The sequence below is a fragment of the Vibrio sp. 947 genome (assembly GCF_033339115.1).
GTDB lineage: Bacteria > Pseudomonadota > Gammaproteobacteria > Enterobacterales > Vibrionaceae > Vibrio > Vibrio alginolyticus.
Genome location: NZ_JAWOTX010000015.1, coordinates 17,383 through 35,275 on the forward strand (window position 1 = coordinate 17,383; position 17,893 = coordinate 35,275).

Annotated in this window: 16 protein-coding genes; 6 read left to right on the plus strand and 10 right to left on the minus strand. The window is 45.8% G+C overall.

Annotation, left to right across the window (positions count from 1 at the left end):
• Positions 1 to 18 precede the first annotated feature (18 nt).
• Together R7Q39_RS18005 and nagZ are read right to left on the minus strand one after the other, a co-directional pair.
• A complete protein-coding gene (locus tag R7Q39_RS18005) occupies positions 19 to 1,095 on the minus strand; it encodes a 3-deoxy-7-phosphoheptulonate synthase (RefSeq protein WP_005381904.1) in 1,077 nt (358 codons plus the stop codon).
• 207 nt (positions 1,096 to 1,302) lie between these two features.
• Positions 1,303 to 2,286 (minus strand): beta-N-acetylhexosaminidase, encoded by a 984-nt coding sequence (nagZ, locus tag R7Q39_RS18010; RefSeq protein ID WP_318076516.1) that lies wholly within the window; start codon positions 2,284 to 2,286, stop codon positions 1,303 to 1,305.
• A gap of 99 nt (positions 2,287 to 2,385) precedes the next feature.
• Between nagZ and R7Q39_RS18015 the strand changes: the two genes are divergently transcribed.
• Complete coding sequence (locus tag R7Q39_RS18015) at positions 2,386 to 3,498, plus strand: anhydro-N-acetylmuramic acid kinase (RefSeq protein WP_158157247.1); 1,113 nt, start codon at positions 2,386 to 2,388, stop codon at positions 3,496 to 3,498.
• A gap of 36 nt (positions 3,499 to 3,534) precedes the next feature.
• Complete coding sequence (murQ, locus tag R7Q39_RS18020) at positions 3,535 to 4,464, plus strand: N-acetylmuramic acid 6-phosphate etherase (protein ID WP_258663107.1); 930 nt, start codon at positions 3,535 to 3,537, stop codon at positions 4,462 to 4,464.
• A gap of 51 nt (positions 4,465 to 4,515) precedes the next feature.
• Here the strand turns inward: murQ and R7Q39_RS18025 are convergent, their stop codons facing one another.
• Complete coding sequence (locus tag R7Q39_RS18025; protein WP_005381911.1) at positions 4,516 to 4,788, minus strand: hypothetical protein; 273 nt, start codon at positions 4,786 to 4,788, stop codon at positions 4,516 to 4,518.
• A 115-nt stretch (positions 4,789 to 4,903) separates the two neighbouring features.
• Positions 4,904 to 5,245: a DUF2799 domain-containing protein gene (locus tag R7Q39_RS18030; RefSeq protein WP_225491972.1), complete on the minus strand. Its 342-nt coding sequence runs from the start codon at positions 5,243 to 5,245 to the stop codon at positions 4,904 to 4,906.
• A gap of 280 nt (positions 5,246 to 5,525) precedes the next feature.
• Here R7Q39_RS18030 and R7Q39_RS18035 point away from each other — a divergent pair, with 280 nt between their 5' ends.
• From R7Q39_RS18035 to R7Q39_RS18050, 4 genes are all read left to right on the plus strand, one after another.
• A complete protein-coding gene (locus R7Q39_RS18035) occupies positions 5,526 to 7,010 on the plus strand; it encodes a carbon starvation protein A (RefSeq protein ID WP_005381914.1) in 1,485 nt (494 codons plus the stop codon).
• 193 nt (positions 7,011 to 7,203) lie between these two features.
• On the plus strand, positions 7,204 to 8,874 hold the full coding sequence (locus tag R7Q39_RS18040; RefSeq protein WP_005381915.1) for a sensor histidine kinase: 1,671 nt from the start codon (positions 7,204 to 7,206) through the stop codon (positions 8,872 to 8,874).
• Positions 8,875 to 8,905: 31 nt separating this feature from the next.
• Positions 8,906 to 9,634 (plus strand): two-component system response regulator BtsR, encoded by a 729-nt coding sequence (gene btsR, locus R7Q39_RS18045; RefSeq protein ID WP_005381917.1) that lies wholly within the window; start codon positions 8,906 to 8,908, stop codon positions 9,632 to 9,634.
• A 71-nt stretch (positions 9,635 to 9,705) separates the two neighbouring features.
• A complete protein-coding gene (locus tag R7Q39_RS18050) occupies positions 9,706 to 10,179 on the plus strand; it encodes a low molecular weight phosphatase family protein (RefSeq protein ID WP_033906110.1) in 474 nt (157 codons plus the stop codon).
• A 46-nt stretch (positions 10,180 to 10,225) separates the two neighbouring features.
• Here R7Q39_RS18050 and ispH read toward each other — a convergent pair whose 3' ends face one another.
• From ispH to murJ, 6 genes are all read right to left on the minus strand, one after another.
• The gene (gene ispH, locus R7Q39_RS18055; protein ID WP_005381920.1) at positions 10,226 to 11,191 is read right to left on the minus strand and encodes a 4-hydroxy-3-methylbut-2-enyl diphosphate reductase; all 966 of its coding nucleotides are present in this window, start codon (positions 11,189 to 11,191) and stop codon (positions 10,226 to 10,228) included.
• Between the two features lie 24 nt (positions 11,192 to 11,215).
• Complete coding sequence (fkpB, locus tag R7Q39_RS18060; RefSeq protein ID WP_005381922.1) at positions 11,216 to 11,647, minus strand: FKBP-type peptidyl-prolyl cis-trans isomerase; 432 nt, start codon at positions 11,645 to 11,647, stop codon at positions 11,216 to 11,218.
• A gap of 144 nt (positions 11,648 to 11,791) precedes the next feature.
• A complete protein-coding gene (gene lspA, locus R7Q39_RS18065; protein ID WP_005385948.1) occupies positions 11,792 to 12,298 on the minus strand; it encodes a signal peptidase II in 507 nt (168 codons plus the stop codon).
• Between the two features lie 73 nt (positions 12,299 to 12,371).
• Positions 12,372 to 15,200, minus strand: coding sequence for an isoleucine--tRNA ligase (gene ileS, locus R7Q39_RS18070; RefSeq protein ID WP_017821497.1), 2,829 nt, complete (start codon positions 15,198 to 15,200; stop codon positions 12,372 to 12,374).
• A gap of 64 nt (positions 15,201 to 15,264) precedes the next feature.
• On the minus strand, positions 15,265 to 16,200 hold the full coding sequence (gene ribF / locus R7Q39_RS18075) for a bifunctional riboflavin kinase/FAD synthetase (RefSeq protein WP_005381933.1): 936 nt from the start codon (positions 16,198 to 16,200) through the stop codon (positions 15,265 to 15,267).
• Between the two features lie 69 nt (positions 16,201 to 16,269).
• Complete coding sequence (gene murJ, locus R7Q39_RS18080) at positions 16,270 to 17,832, minus strand: murein biosynthesis integral membrane protein MurJ (protein WP_005381936.1); 1,563 nt, start codon at positions 17,830 to 17,832, stop codon at positions 16,270 to 16,272.
• Between the last annotated feature and the right edge of the window lie 61 nt (positions 17,833 to 17,893).

The following is a 17,893-nucleotide window of genomic DNA, read 5'->3' on the forward strand; positions in this document are numbered from 1 at the left end:
TGTTCCTTAAATCCTGTATTAATTAGCCTTTAGACGATTTTCTAAGAAAGGCACTAGCTCTTCATGTGCATGACGTAATAGTGCCTCAGTTGAATCCCAATTGATACATGCGTCAGTGATAGATACACCGTATTTCATCTCTTCAAGAGCTAAGTCAGAAGATTGATTTCCTTCATTGATATGGCTTTCAATCATAAGACCGATAATAGATTTATTGCCTTCACGGATTTGATGAATCACATCCTCCGCGACTAATGGCTGGCGACGGTAATCTTTACGTGAGTTGGCGTGACTGCAATCCACCATTAATGAAGCATCAAGACCAGATTTCGCCATCTCTTGCTCACACTCAGTGACTGATACCGAATCGTAGTTAGTTTGCTTGCCGCCACGTAAGATCACATGTCCATTAGCATTGCCCTGGGTGGTCAACAGTGCGACTTGTCCCTCACGGTTAATTCCCATAAAACGGTGGCTAGAGGACGCAGCTTGCATCGCGTTAATTGCGGTTGCCAAACTGCCATCGGTGCCATTCTTAAAACCGATTGGCATAGACAGGCCGCTTGCCATTTCACGGTGAGTTTGTGACTCCGTCGTACGAGCACCGATGGCTGCCCAGCTAAAAGTATCCGCCAAGTATTGTGGGCTAATTGGGTCTAGAGCCTCAGTCGCGAGCGGGATTTCCATCTCTGCCAACTCCACCAGAAGTTCGCGTCCAACATGCAGACCGTGTTCAATATCGAAACTGCCGTCTAGGTGTGGGTCATTGATCAGGCCTTTCCAGCCGACCGTGGTGCGCGGCTTCTCAAAGTAAACACGCATAACAATATACAGTTGGTCACTTAGTTGTTCAGAGAGTGCTTTAAGGCGCTTTGCGTAATCCTTCGCCGCTTCTACGTCGTGGATAGAACATGGACCGCATACAACAAGCAGGCGGTGATCCTTCTTGTGAATAATATTAGCGATAGTTTGACGAGACTCTTGAATAAAGCGACGTGCTTTTTCACTCAAAGGAAGCTTGGTTTTTAGTTCCTCCGGAGTAATAAGAACCTGTTCTTCGATAATATTAATATTGCTCAACTCACTTTTCTGCATAACTCTAACCTGTATATTTATTTTTACACCCAACCAAACCCTTGGTGAGACAACTAAGCTTTAACGACAAGATAACAGGCTAAAAAAGAAAAACAAGCGTACATAATAAAAAACATTTAGTGTAAACTAAAATTTACAGTTAAATAAAAAGCCAAAGCATAATTAACTTTGGCTTCTCATCGCTGTTTTGAATCTTTTACAAGAGGTTTAGCTAGTCAAGCGTTTCATCGCTTCACTCACCGCTTTCCACTCTTGAGATAGCTTAAGTTCGCTTGGAGAAAATGACTGTTTTTTCAGTAATCCATCCGCGAGTGGCACGGTTGAAACCGGTAAGTTGTCTAATACTTCAACGTGCGCTTCTCGTTTATTACACATTAACAACATATCGCAGCCAGCTCTCAATGCTTGAGCACCTCGCTCGGCTGGGCAGCCCATAATCGCAGCGCCTTCCATGGTCAAGTCATCCGAAAAAACCAAACCTTTAAAACCCAATTGCTGACGCAGGACCTGTTTTAACCAGTATTCAGAACCGCTGGCTGGTTGAGCATCATAATGTGGGAAAATCACGTGAGCAGGCATCATGGCATCTAAAATACCGGCATCAATTTGCGCTTTGAAGATCGCCATATCTTGTTCAAAAATATCACTGCGCTCGTCGTATGGTGTTTCTAGATGTGAGTCTGCAATCACGCCACCATGTCCAGGGAAGTGCTTGCCTGTCGTTGCCATGCCAACACTCTTCATTCCTTGCATATAAGCAGTGCTATAGCGAAGAATGGTATCGGCATCTTCACCGAATGCACGGTTACCGATCGCTTTACATTGATGGCCTTGGTCAAGTACCGGGGCAAAGCTTAAATCAATATCATGGGCAATCAGCTCTGCTGCCATTAACCAACCGCCCATACGAGCAAGCTCTTCACCATTTTGATGTTTAGCGTACTCATCAGCAGCAGGAATTAATGAGAAACCTTCACGAAAGCGCTGCACTCGGCCGCCTTCTTGATCCACACCGATCAAAAACGGGCGCTTAGCCGCCTTTCGGATGGATTGAGTAAGTGCTTGAAGCTGTTCGCTATCATGATAGTTGCGGGCAAATAGAATTAAGCCACCAACCGTAGGATGCTCCAAGATTTCTTTGTCTTCAGCGGTCAGTTCATACCCCGCAACGTCAACCCATAACGGTCCCATGTTTTCTCCTCAAAATCGGCTGAATATCTCGTATTCGATGAGGTTATTCGCTTCAGATTTGCTTTACAATAAGTGAATGAAGAATTGACGAGATCGGCTATGAAATTTAACGAACTGTACATTGGTGTGATGTCTGGAACGAGTATGGATGGTGTTGATACCGCTCTAGTTGAAATAAGCGATGAGCACGTTCGCCTGATTGCGCACGACGACTACCCAATGCCCGCAGCACTAAAAGACATGCTGTTATCTGTTTGTACCGGTCAAGCAACAAATTTAAAAGCCATAGGTGAACTTGACCACCAGCTCGGCCACCTATTTGCAGATGCCGTGTTACAGCTGCTCAATAAGTCTGGTTACGTCGCAGAGCAAATTCGTGCGATTGGTAATCACGGTCAAACAGTGTTCCATCAGCCTACCGGAAACTTGCCGTTTACCACTCAATTGGGCGATGCCAACATTATCGCGGTCAAGACAGGCATTGATACGGTAGCGGATTTTCGTCGTAAAGACATGGCGCTAGGTGGACAAGGTGCCCCACTCGTCCCTGCTTTCCATAAAAGCATTTTTGCGATGCAGGATTCCACAACTGTGGTACTTAACATTGGAGGCATTGCCAATATCTCGGTACTGCATCCAGAACAACCAGTCATTGGCTATGACACAGGCCCGGGCAATATGTTGATGGACGCATGGTGTGCGCTGCATACTGGGCAAAGCTTCGACGAAGATGCACAATTTGCACTTAAAGGAACGGTAAACGCTACTTTGTTGACTCAATTACTCAAAGAAGCTTACCTCGCCATGCCTGCCCCTAAAAGTACCGGGCGAGAACTGTTCAATATTGACTGGCTGCATCTACAACTGGCCCATCACAATTTACCAATCGAAGACGTACAACGTACACTTTGCGAGTATTCTGCAATTACCATTGCCAACGAAGTCGACAAGTTTTCTCATGGCATCACACCTCAACTATTGGTCTGTGGCGGTGGAGCAAGAAACCCGCTTTTGATGCAACGACTGGCCAAGTTATTGCCACAATGGAGCGTTGCGACAACGGCAGAAAAAGGTGTTGATGGCGACTACATGGAAGCAATGGCGTTTGCTTGGCTTGCGCAGCGCCATATTCACGGCCTCCCTAGCAACTTACCGGAAGTTACGGGGGCAAGTCGTCTCGCTTCACTGGGTGTACTCTATTCAAAAAATTAAGGGCAATAGATCCTAAACAAAAAGGCTTAATTCATTATGACGAACGATGCACTTATCGCAGCTTTATCCCATCTGGTATCTGAAGGGCGAAATCCAGACACCATGGACATCGACTTGCTGCCTTCTCTCGATATTGTTCAACGCATCAACCAACAGGACAAACTCGTTCCTCTTGCCGTTGAAAAAGTATTGCCTGAGATCGCTGAAGCCGTTGATAAGATCACGAAAGCATTTAAGGTCGGAGGTCGGTTGTTTTACATCGGTGCGGGTACCAGTGGTCGACTTGGCGTTTTGGACGCTTCAGAATGCCCACCAACTTTTGGCACAGATCCAGAGATGGTCGTTGGTATTATTGCCGGTGGAAAAGAGGCAATGTTCCGTGCAAAAGAAGGGGCGGAGGACGACCCTACATTAGGCGAGCAAGATCTTAAAGAGAATACGCTAACACAACGCGATGTCGTCGTTGGTATTGCGGCAAGTGGACGAACACCTTACGTGATTGGTGGCTTAGAGTATGCGAACGAGCTTGGTGCCACCACTGTAGCACTATCTTGTAACCCTGACTCTCCGATTGCAGATATCGCTGATATTGCGATTAGCCCCGTTGTTGGACCTGAAGCGTTAACGGGATCCACTCGCTTAAAATCAGGGACGGCACAAAAACTCGTACTAAACATGCTCACTACCGCAAGCATGATTCGCCTGGGCAAAAGTTATCAGAACTTAATGGTAGATGTGAAAGCGACGAATGCAAAGCTAGTTGCAAGAGCGGCTCGTATTGTTATGCAAGCAACAGATTGTACTAACCAAGAGGCTAAAACGGCGCTCAAAGAAACGGACTACGACGCCAAGTTAGCGATTTTGATGATTTTAACCGGGCTGGATAGAGAAAGCGCGACTGAGCAACTGAACGCCAAGCAAGGATATTTAAGAAAAGTCGTGATCGCGCAAACTAATCAATCTTAATCAATAAAGCGCCTCACTTATTTAAAAGTCAGGCGCCTTTTATGGCTTAATTTAGTAGTTCAATCGTTCAATGTGAGTAATACCGACTTTACCTTCAAGGTCACTGAACATATGAACCATTGCTGGGTATGGTTGTGCTCCAGGGTAGACAACTTCTGCATTACAGAAAAACGCATAGTTTTGTCCGGCTACGACTTGAGTAGCCACAACCAAAGGGGAGTATTTGACACCGACAAACCCCTCGATACCTTTAGCAAATACTTCTTTATTCTCTGCTGTGAGTTCATGAAATGGACTCCAGCCACCAGCCATTTGCGTTGACATAATGTGATTCCTTTTTTTGCTGTGCTCACTATCAAGCAATATGAACATAGTTTAATAAGGAAGATTTTGCCACATTTATGTGATGCAGACAGTGTAACAACGGCTTTATTGACTATTAATTTGAGTATTCATTCCAACCACGTTGCCATTCCATGCGGAATTTTTGCGATTGCTCAGTACCTTCACAAACCCCTTCGTAATACTGACCAGATAACCCCATTTGATACGCAAAAGCAGGATTACAGTACTCACGTAAACCTTCTAAATAACCTTGGTCGTAGTCACTTTGCTTAACACTACCCAACTCACGAAGCTCGCTCATCGTGCGCGATGTGTGTCCGGTTATGCCATCTTGATATCCGATCTGATGCCAATCTCCCGACTTGGCAAGATCTGCTGTCGTTGCTGTGCATCCTGCAAGTAAAGCCAGTGCCAGACCTACCGTTACCTTTTTCATGGTTCTTCCTTAAGTAATTGTTTTCAAAAATAAGCTTACCACTAATTATTGGCGCTTGCCGCTGAGCTTGCAGATTTAACCACTGATGACTCAAATCAGCCGCTCAAGACTGTCATCAACCTTTCGCCATTTTTAAAAACCGCTCAAGCAGCATATCGACCACTCAGTGCTCTATTCGACCACTCATCTACTAACCGAATGCATTTAACACAAGTGACGCATAACATGCATCCTGAGATTAAAAAATTACCCTACCCAACTAAGACCAAGGACAATTGCTATGATGTGGTTTCTAACCTGTGTCGCAGCCCTAATCGGCGGATACTTCATCTACGGCGCTTTCGTCGAGAAGATTTTCGGCATCAATGAAAAACGCCAAACGCCAGCTCACACCAAATCGGACGGTGTTGACTTCGTTCCAATGTCAACAAAGAAAGTTTACCTAGTTCAACTACTTAACATCGCAGGTGTTGGTCCAATTTTTGGCCCGATCATGGGGGCACTATACGGTCCTGCGGCGATGCTTTGGATTGTAGTCGGTTGTATTTTTGCTGGTGCAGTACACGATTACTTCTCAGGCATGCTTTCAGTGCGTAACGGCGGTGCATCTGTACCTACCATTACAGGTCGCTACCTAGGTAATGGCGCAAAACACTTTATGAATATTTTTGCCATTGTCCTATTGCTTCTAGTTGGCGTAGTGTTCGTTTCAGCCCCTGCTGGCATGATTACTAACCTCATCAATGATCAAACAAGCTTGAGTGTAAGCATGACAACGATGGTTATTGCTATCTTTGCTTACTACATCATTGCGACGATTGTTCCTGTCGATAAAATCATTGGTCGTTTCTACCCACTGTTTGGCGCCCTACTTATCTTTATGTCTGTTGGCCTAATGACAGCCGTTGCTTTCTCTAGCGAACACACAGTAATGGGTGACTTCCAAGTTTCGGACATGTTCTCTAACCTCAACCCAAATGACATGCCGTTATGGCCTGCATTGTTCATCACTATCGCATGTGGCGCTATATCTGGCTTCCACGCAACTCAGTCTCCACTGATGGCGCGTTGTATGGAAAATGAGAAAAACGGTCGCTTCGTATTCTACGGTGCAATGATTGGTGAAGGTGTTATCGCGCTAATTTGGTGTGCTATCGCTCTGTCTTTCTTCGGCTCTCTAGACGCTCTATCAGAAGCTGTGAAAAACGGTGGTCCTGGTAACGTGGTATACAGCGCATCATTTGGTCTGCTAGGTGTGTTCGGTGGTATCCTTGCGTTCCTGGGGGTGGTTATCCTACCAATTACGTCTGGCGATACAGCGTTCCGTTCAAGCCGCTTGATCCTTGCTGAATACTTCAACATGGAACAAAAAACGCTACGTAACCGTCTACTGATGGCACTTCCACTGTTCGTTATCGGCGGTATCTTAACTCAAGTAGACTTCGGCATTATCTGGCGCTACTTCGGTTTTGCAAACCAAACAACAGCGGTAATGATGCTTTGGACTGCGTCCGCTTACCTACTGCGTCACAACAAGCTGCACTGGATTACCACTATCCCAGCTATCTTCATGACCACGGTATGTGTCACGTTCATCTTAAACAACAGCTCGCTAGGTTTTGGTCTGCCAATGCAACTATCAACTATCGTAGGTATTGTGTTTGCCCTAGCTGTGACAGGTTACGTTATCAAAACCTCTAAGGGTAAAGGTGAAACTGAACTGGCTGACGAAGAGAAACCACAAGCCGTATCAGAAACAGCGTAATACTCGTCACATCTGAGTGACTAAGATAGGAGCCTGCCAATTGCAGGCTCTTTTTGTTTTATACCCAAGTCACTTTAAGACTCAGAAAGCACAGCGCAGCATCATTTACTTAGCTGTTCTTATCTATCTGAGCCAAGCATCTTGAGGTTACTTAGGTATACAATAACAACATTGATTCTAGGTTAGGTTCACTATGGAACTGGTCATCTCCCTTTTACAACAGATGTGTGTGTACTTAGTTTTGGCTTACATGCTAAGTAAAACGCCAATCATCTTACCTTTGCTGAGTATTTCTTCGCGCTTAAGCCACCGCCTAATTTGTTACGTACTCTTCTCTGGCTTTTGTATTCTCGGCACCTATTTCGGTCTGCACATCAACGATGCTATTGCCAATACTCGTGCGATCGGCGCAGTTATGGGCGGGCTGTTTGGTGGACCTGTTGTAGGTTTCGCCGTCGGATTTACTGGTGGCATCCATCGATACTCTCTTGGTGGCTTTACTGACCTAGCCTGCGCAATTTCAACCACCGCCGAGGGCGTAATTGGTGGCTTGCTCCACGTTTACCTTATCAAGCGAAATAAAGGCGCATTGCTGTTTAATCCAAGCGTCGTATTCAGCGTCACGTTTGTTGCAGAAGTGGTGCAAATGATTTTGCTGCTCGCCGTCGCGAAACCTTTTGATCAAGCCTATGAACTGGTGTCCGCTATTGCAGCGCCTATGATCATCGCGAACTCATTTGGTGCGGCGTTGTTCATGAGTATCCTGCAAGACAGAAAAGCAATCTTTGAAAAGTTTTCTGCGACGTTTTCGCGTCGAGCGCTCACCATTGCTGATCGCTCAGTGGGAATTCTAAGCAACGGCTTCAACACCGAAAACGCAGAGAAAATCGCACGTATTATTTACGAAGAAACCAAAGTGGGCGCTGTCGCGATTACTGACCAAGAAAAGATCTTGGCGTTTGTGGGCATTGGCGATGATCACCATAAACCGAACACGCCGATTTCATCGCAAAGCACATTAGACTCCATGGAGAAAAACGACATCATTTATCTTGATGGTGCGGAGCGTCCATACCAATGCTCCATTGCAAAAGATTGCAAGCTCGGATCTGCGCTGATCATCCCACTGCGTGCAGGGAAAGAGGTCATTGGTACCATAAAGCTGTATGAACCGAAGCGTAAATTGTTCTCGACGGCCAACATGTCGATGGCGGAAGGAATAGCCCAGCTTCTATCTAGCCAAATCCTTTATGGCGATTACCAACAACAACAAGCCTTACTCGCCCAAGCAGAAATAAAATTGCTTCACGCTCAGGTGAATCCACACTTTTTGTTTAATGCTCTCAATACTATTAGTGCGATTACTCGTCGTGACCCTGACAAAGCGCGCGAGCTAATCCAAAATCTATCGCACTTCTTCCGCAGCAATTTAAAGCAGAACATTAATACCGTGACGCTAAAGGAAGAGCTTGCACATGTGAACTCGTACTTGAGCATCGAAAAAGCGCGTTTTACGGACCGCTTAGAGGTTGAAATCGATATTCAACCTGAATTGCTGGACATCAAATTACCAAGCTTTACACTCCAGCCTTTGGTTGAGAACGCCATTAAACATGGAATTTCAAACATGCTTGAAGGTGGTAAAGTTCATATATACAGCGAAGCACACCCACAAGGTCACTTGATTACCGTCGAAGACAACGCAGGCAGTTTTGAACCGCCAAAAGAAAACCACTCAGGGCTAGGTTTAGAAATTGTCGACAAACGTCTCACTAATCAATTTGGACGTGATGCAGCGCTAAAAATTACGTGCGAGCCACATCAATTTACTAAAATGAGCTTTATCATTCCCCCAAAATCATAAAAGCACGCTGAAGCAATAAAGGTAATGTTGGATGTTAACCGCACTCGTCATTGATGATGAACAGTTTGCTCGTGAAGAGCTAGCAGAGTTACTGGATGAAACAGGCCAAGTCGAGGTCGTGGGCGATGCCTCAAACGCAATCCTTGGCCTAAAAAAAATCAATGAACTTAAGCCTGATGTGGTGTTTCTCGATATCCAAATGCCTCAAGTCACGGGGATTGAACTACTTGGGATGCTTGATCCAGAAACCATGCCTTATGTGGTTTTTGTCACGGCTTATGATCAGTATGCGATTCAAGCATTTGAAGACAATGCCTTTGATTACTTGCTCAAACCTGTCGACCCATGCCGGTTAACTAAAACGGTCAAACGACTAAACAAAGTCATTAGCCAATCCGCCCTAACGCAACAACTGTCTGCTATTACACCTGACACGTTGGATCAGATACCGTGCATCGGACACAACCGCATCGTTATCATGGCCACCGACACGGTGGAATGTGCTTACAGTGATATCAGCGGCGTGCATGTACGCTCCACCAGCCAAACCGCGAGCACCCAACTGACATTAAAAACGTTGGAAGAGAAAACCCCTCTAGTCCGCTGCCATCGTCAATACTTAGTCAGTATTAAAGCGATTAGCGAAATCAAGTTACTGGAAAATGGGTTAGCGGAAATCATTACCAAAACAGGCTTTGAGATACCAGTAAGCCGCCGCTACTTAAAGGTGCTCAAAGAGATGCTCGGCATTAGCCACTAACACAAAAACTTCACACATCATCGCTGAGTTTCCGCTAGCGTATAAATAGGACGCTCTGAAAAGACGAGGCGATGATGTATAAAGTTTTATTCATATGTAAGCACAACGCTGGACGAAGCGTCCTCGCGGAGTCAATCGCAACCAATATCCTGCCAGCAGATTTTAGTGTCACCAGTGGAGGCTCACATCCCACAGGCAAGGTGCACCCAGTGGTGCAAAAATATTTAGATGACCACCAACTCCCCATTCCGCATATCCACACGCATTCATGGGAGGAGCGAACTCAGTTTCTTCCCGACATCGTTATTATTCTCTGTGATTCTTTACATCAAGAAACCGCTCCTCAGTGGCTTGCAGGTGGTGTTCGAGTAAACTGGCAAGTTGATGCTTTTCCGACCGATGGTTCTGATGAAGACATGTACGCACATTGCGAAAAGGTTGCTCAATCGCTTGAGCGAAGAATCACGAAGGTGTCTGATATGATTATCGATGGTTTAGGAAAAGACCAAATTCGTGATTACCTAAATGAGTTAAGAGAGATGTAAAAAAGGCGACACACAGGTCGCCTTTTGAATATTCGATAAATAGAGACTAATCCACTTGCTTGATTTGAAGTTCTTTAGGTACTTCAAAGAACATATTCTCTTCACGGCCAAGTACTTCATCAACCGCTTCGGCACCAACGAGTTCTTTGATTCGCTCTAGAATCTGATTAACGAGCTCTTCCGGAGCAGATGCTCCCGCAGTCACGCCGACCTTTGTTTTGCCTTCGAACCACTCAGGTTTGATATCTTCCGGACAGTCGGTTAAGTAGCCAGGTGTCCCTAGCTTTTCAGCTAGCTCTTTAAGACGTGTAGAGTTTGATGAGTTTTTAGAACCCACCACAACCATCACATCTACGTCACCAGCTAATTCACGTACGGCATCTTGGCGGTTTTGTGTCGCATAACAGATATCGTCTTTACGTGGACCTTGGATATCTGGGAACACGCGGCGTAGCTCTTCGATAACATCGGCAGTTTCATCGACAGAAAGCGTCGTTTGGCTTACGTAATGAAGATCGGATGGATCTTTCACAATCGCCTTCAGTTTCTCAACATCGGCTGGAGTTTCAACCAAGTACATACCACCGGTTTCACTGGCGTATTGCCCCATCGTACCTTCGACTTCAGGGTGACCTGCGTGACCAATCAGAACCACTTCCATATTACGACGGCTCGCACGCGCCACTTCCATATGCACTTTGGTTACTAAAGGACACGTTGCGTCAAATACGGTCAAATCACGCTGCTTGGCTTCCTGACGAACTGCCTGCGATACACCATGAGCGGAGAAAATCACAATGTTGTTGTCTGGCACTTCGTGCAGTTCTTCAACGAAGATAGCACCACGCTGTTTTAGACCTTCAACCACAAAACGGTTATGCACCACTTCATGACGCACATAAATCGGTGGCTGATACATCTCTAGCGCACGCTCTACGATGCTAATCGCGCGGTCAACACCAGCACAGAAACCACGTGGGTTAGCTAACAGGATTTTCATTTCATTGCTCATGGAAGTTATCTTTTATTTGGTTCGCTATTCTACTGACAAAATTTCAACTTCGAAAGTCACGTCTTGTCCCGCTAGAGGATGGTTGAAGTCCACAGTGACTGAATCGCCTGCAATCTCTGTAATAATGCCCGGGATTTCCATGCCATCAGGGCCACTGAAGGCCATGATTGTACCAACTTCCACTTCTGCATCACCTACAAATTTAGTGCGATCCATATAGTGAATATGATCAGGGTTTGGCATACCAAACGCGTCTTCTGCCTTTAGCTCAATCGCTTTTTGTGCGCCTGTTTCGAGGCCTATCAAGCACTGCTCAAAGTTTTCACTCAAGCTGCCATCACCCATAACAAATTTCGCTGGTTTACCCATGTTATGAGTACTATCTGCAACCGATCCGTCTTTCATTTTAATCGTAAAGTGAAGGGTTACTACCGATTCATTGGTTATTGTTGTCACGTTAATGCTTCCTTGTTCTTGGGTTATTACGCTGTCAGCTTGGTCTTTTTATACATTGATATGCTGATTGGCGCTCCAACATAATAAAAAGCGTCGCTCGAATCAACGGACGACGCTTAGGGTTATTCGATATACCGCAAAAGATTACTTGTCAGCGTCTTTTTTACGGAAGCCATCCAGAATAATCATTGCCGCACCAATACAGATCGCCATGTCAGCAAGGTTGAATGCTGGCCAGTGGTAGTTACCCCAGAAGAAGTCTAGGTAATCAACAACAAAGCCATGAACGACGCGGTCAAACACGTTGCCCACTGCACCACCAATAATCAGTGCATAAGCAATGTTGTTCCATTTTTCTTTTGCTGGAAGCTTGCTCATCCAGTAGGTCAAAAGACCCGTCACAACAAACGCGATACCTGTAAATAACCAACGCTGCCAACCGGCTTGATCGCTCAAGAAGCTGAATGCAGCACCGTAGTTATGAACATAAAGTAGGTTGAAGAATGGCAACACCTCAATTCGGTTTGCCCATCCGTAGCCCATGTTGTCCATCACCACCAATTTGATGCCAATATCTGCAATAAATACCAGAATTGCTAACCACAGCCAGCGAACTCCAGATTGCTTTAACGTCAGTGCTTTTTCACTCATTACTTTACCTACAAACAGCCCCAGTAAATACTGGGGCTGTTAATTTTAAAAAAAGTTCAGTCGTTCTAGGCAATTACGCGAATTTACGTACTTCACCTTCGCCGTCTACGTTAGACACACAACGACCACAGATCTTCTCGTGACCTTCAATTGTGCCTACGTCTGGCGTGTGGTGCCAACAACGGTCACACTTCTCGCCTTCAGCTGCTGCTACTTCTACAAACAAGCCTTCGATATCTGTGGCTTGTGCTGCATCCGTCTTCTCACCTAGAGGCTTAACTTTCGCCGCAGAGGTTAGTAGAACAAAGCGCAGTTCATCTTCAAGTTTGTTGATCTTCGCCGCTAGTGCGTCATCAGCAAATAGAGTCACTTCAGCTTGTAGTGCACCACCAATGGTTTTCTCTTTACGCGCATCTTCTAGAAGTTTGTTTACCGCACCACGAACCGCTTGGATCTCAGACCAGAATTCGTTGTTCAGCTCTTCACCTTCAGCAAGACCGAATAGACCGTCGAACCACTCACCAGTGAATACGAACTTGTCGCGTTGACCTGGCATTTCGTTCCAGATTTCATCTGCAGTGAACGACATGATTGGCGCCATCCAACGAACTAGCGCTTCTACGATGTAGTAAAGTGCAGTCTGACAGCTACGTTGAGCGTTGCCGCCACGTTTTGCTGTGTACTGACGGTCTTTAATTACGTCTAAGTAGAAAGAGCCCATTTCGATTGAACAGAATTGCATTAGACGCTGAGTCACACCGTGTGTGTTGTACTCTTCGTATGCTTTAACAATCTCTTCTTGTGCTGCTAGTGCACGACCAACCGCCCAGCGATCTAGCGCAACCATCTCTTCAACAGGAACGATGTCTGTTTCAGGGTTGAAGCCGCTCAAGTTAGCTAGGAAGAAACGCGCTGTGTTACGGATACGACGGTACGCATCTGCGCTGCGTTTTAGGATTTCATCAGAAACCGCAACTTCACCAGTGTAGTCTGTAGAAGCAACCCATAGACGAAGAATGTCAGCACCTAGCTTGTTGGTTACGTCTTTTGGCGCAACCACGTTACCGATAGATTTAGACATCTTACGACCCTGACCGTCAACCACGAAACCGTGTGTCAGTACTTGTTTGTAAGGTGCTTCGTCTTTCATCGCAATAGATGAAATTAAAGAAGATTGGAACCAACCGCGGTGTTGGTCAGAACCTTCTAGGTATAGGTCTGCACTGTTGCCGTTGTACTCTTCACGAGCATCAACAACAGAGAAGTGAGTGACACCTGAATCGAACCATACGTCTAGCGTATCTAGCACTTTTTCGTATTGGTCAGCGTCAGCACCTAGTAGTTCAGCGGCATCTACATCCCACCATGCTTGGATGCCTTTCTCTTCAACCAGCTTAGCGACTTTCTCGATCAGCTCTAGCGTGTTTGGATGAAGTTCTGCTGTTTCTTTATGAACAAACAGAGCAATTGGCACACCCCAAGTACGTTGACGAGAGATACACCACTCAGGGCGACCTTCGATCATACCTTCGATGCGGCTTTGACCCCACTCAGGCATCCACTCTACATTCTTGATTGACTCTAATGCTTTAGCACGTAGGCCAGCTTGGTCCATAGAAACGAACCATTGAGGTGTAGCACGGAAGATGATTGGAGTCTTATGACGCCAACAGTGTGGGTAGCTGTGCTCGTAAGCGTGGTGGTGTAGTAGTGCACCTTTTTCTTTTAGTACTTCTACTACTGCATCGTTCGCTTTAAATACGTGCTGACCAGCAAATAGCTCTGTATCTGGTAGGTAAACACCGTTTGAGCCAACTGGGTTTGCTACTTCTAGGTTGTACTTATTACCAACCGCGAAGTCTTCTTGACCATGACCAGGTGCAGTGTGAACAACACCAGTACCTGAATCAGTTGTAACGTGATCACCAAGGATCGCCGGTACAGTGAAATCGTAGAATGGGTGTTGGAATTGAGAAAGCTCAAGATCCGCACCTTTCGCAAAACCTAGGTTGTGGAAGTGCTCGATACCAGCACGGTCCATTACGTCTTTCGCCAGCTCAGCAGCAACGATGATACGCTCAGCGTTGTCGCCTTCTGTTTGGATAAGCACGTACTCTAGATCATCACGTAGACATACTGCGCGGTTTGCAGGCAGTGTCCAAGGTGTTGTTGTCCAGATAACGATAGATACGTCACCGTGACCTTCATGACCTTCTGTCAGTTCAAATTTAGATAGCAGTGCCGCTTCGTCAGCCGCTTTAAAACGAACGTCGATAGATGGCGATACTTTATCTTTGTATTCTACTTCCGCTTCAGCAAGAGCAGAACCACAGTCTGTACACCAGTGAACAGGTTTGAAACCTTTTAGCAGGTGACCATTGCTTGCGATCTTACCAAGAGCACGAATAATGTTCGCTTCAGTTGCGAAATCCATAGTGCGGTATGGCTTGTCCCACTCACCCATGATACCAAGGCGTTTAAAGCTCTCTTTCTGACCTTCAACCTGACCAGCTGCGTATTCACGACATTTCTCGCGGAATTCCGCTGCTGTCACTTTTTGGCCTGGCTTACCTACTTTCTTCTCTACCATTAATTCGATTGGTAGACCGTGGCAGTCCCAGCCTGGGATGTAAGGTGCGTCAAAACCTGAAAGTGTTTTGGATTTAATAATAATGTCTTTAAGAATCTTGTTTAGTGCGTGACCAATATGAATGTCACCATTTGCGTAAGGAGGGCCATCGTGCAATACGAATGACTTTTTGCCTTTCTTAGCTTTACGGATTTCACCGTAAAGATCTTCTTTGTACCAACGCTTAAGCATTTCTGGCTCACGATTGGCCAGGTTGCCGCGCATTGGAAACCCTGTTTCAGGTAAGTTCAGGGTATCTTTATACTCACTCATCGATTCTTAATTCCGTTATATTGGGCGAAAATTAGACATTATGTTGAACGGTGGAATAAACCGCTCAACGCTTAAGCTGACGCAGCCACACCCTTGCTGCTTCAGCATCCAATTCGATTTGTTGTTTAAGTGCTTCAAACGACTCAAACTTTTGCTCATCTCGAAGTTTATGCAAAAGTTCCACTTCTAGTTGCTTGCCATATAAATTGGCATGAAAGTCGAATAAGTGCACTTCTAACTGTTGGCGAACACCATTGACGGTTGGTCTTTGACCAATATTAGCAACACCACCAACTGGCTTATTTCCTAAGCCAAGCGCTTGAACAACATAGACTCCGGAAACCGGAGAAACACAGCGTTTCAAAGGAATATTTGCAGTAGGGAACCCAATGGTTCGACCTAGCTTTCTTCCATGAGAAACACGACCGCTGATGCTGTAGTTTCTTCCCAGCATCTGTTGCGCGGAATGCAAATCGTCACGCGCCAGCGCTTGACGGATAGCCGTACTGCTGACACGTAATTGTTGTAAACAAAAGCTCTGGGTACTTACGACATCAAAGCCGTATTTTTCCCCTGCTTCCTGCAGCATTGCAAAGTTACCTGTACGGCCTTTGCCAAAGCAGAAATCATCACCAACGACAAGAAACTTAACACCCAAACGCTCGACCAACAAGTCACGGATAAACTCTTCCGCGGTTAAACTTGCAAAATGGCGATTGAAATTGACACACAGTAAGCGGTCAATATCGAGCTTACTCAATTGCACGAACTTATCGCGTAATCGCGTCAACCTTGCAGGTGCCTTGTCTTTGGCAAACAGCTCCATCGGCTGAGGTTCAAAGGTCATCACAACAGAAGGCAAGGATAGCCTGTCCGCTTGCTCAGACACTTGCTGCAATACTTGTTGATGGCCTTTATGGACACCATCGAAATTGCCAATAGTCAGCACACAACCATGATGTCGCGGGTTGATATTGTGAATGCCTCTAATCAGTTCCATTGGATACTGCTTTCTGCCTCTGTTTTACTTTACACTGTGTGAAACTGACGGATTATATACTAATCACCCTCAGTCTGTCCCAGCTTTTAGGTCTTTTAAACGCGCACCAGTTAAAAATAGAACCACTAGGTAAACCACGGCTCCTAAACCGATCAACATCCCTAGCACCGCGCTTCGGTGAGCAAAGCTCCAGCCCAGCCATACTGACATATCTTCCAGTTGCCATAAGATTGCCGCCACCATCGCCGCGCCAGCAATAGCTAAACGTATAATAAAGAAGACGGTTCGCTTAGTGATTTGGTATACCTCTGCGATGTGCAGGCCACGATACAGCAGTGCCATATTCACAAATGCCGATAGTGCCGTCGCGATAGCCAAGCCAACGTAGCCATAGAAGTACGCAAAAATTGCATTAAATACCATGTTGGTCACCATCGCAATGATGCCGTATTTCACTGGCGTTTTAGTGTCTTGACGCGAGTAATAACCCGGAGCGAGCACTTTAATCAGCATAAAGTTCAACAAGCCTGAAGCGTAAGCAAAGAGTGACAATGATGCTTGATGTACGTCTTGTGGCGAAAACTCACCTCGCATGAATAACACCATCAACATAGGTTTTGCCAGTACCATCAAACCAAGCATTGCAGGAAGGCCAAGTAAGATCACCATGCGCACCCCCCAGTCCATGGTTTGTGCGAATCCTTCATTTTGTGCGTCAACATGTTTGCGTGATAATGCTGGTAAAATCACCGTTGCAATAGCAATACCAAACAGACCTAACGGGAATTCCAACAAGCGATCTGAATAGTACAACCAACTGATCGAACCGGTTTGCAGAAAGCTGGCAATAAAAGTATCAAACAACAAGTTGATTTGGCTTACCGACACACCGAACAAAGCAGGAATCATTAAGGTTCGGATCTTCACCACGCCCGGATCGCGCCAGCCCCATTTCGGCTTAACCATAACCCCCGCTTTAATAAGGAAAGGGATTTGAAATAAGAACTGAACCAAACCACCAAGGAAAACACCGATGGCAAGACCAATCTCTGGCTGTGACATCTGCGGCGAGATAAACCATGCTGCCAAAATGATCATTACGTTGAGGAAGACGGGAGTAAACGAAGAAACCGCAAACTTACCTAGTGTATTGAGAATGGCTCCCGATAGGGCAACAAAAGTGATGAACCATAAATAAGGAAAGGTAATCTTGAGCATCACGCTAGCAAGTTCGAACTTCTCAGCCGCGGGACCACCATGCATCCAGTCTAGGAACCAACCAAAACCAAACAGTGCAGTCACCACACCGGAACCTAGAACACCTAAGATGGTAACAATTGAGACTATCACCCCCAATGTGCCCGCTGCACGAGCAATGAGCTCCCGAGTTTTATCCATGTCGCCTTGAGCATGGCTTTCCGTTAAAACAGGTACAAACGCTTGGGAAAAAGCACCTTCAGCAAACAAACGTCGTAAAAAATTAGGAATTTTATTGGCGAAGAAAAAGACGTCTGCGCTTGCTCCTGCCCCCATTAAATTTGCCACTACAACATCACGAACTAGGCCAAGAACGCGGGAAATAAATGTCATAGCACTGACGATCATGCCAGACTTGAGTAGTCGTTTACTCACTGTAACCTCGGAATATCACCATAAGACAGCTAACCCTATACTGTTTCTCTGACAGGTGCTG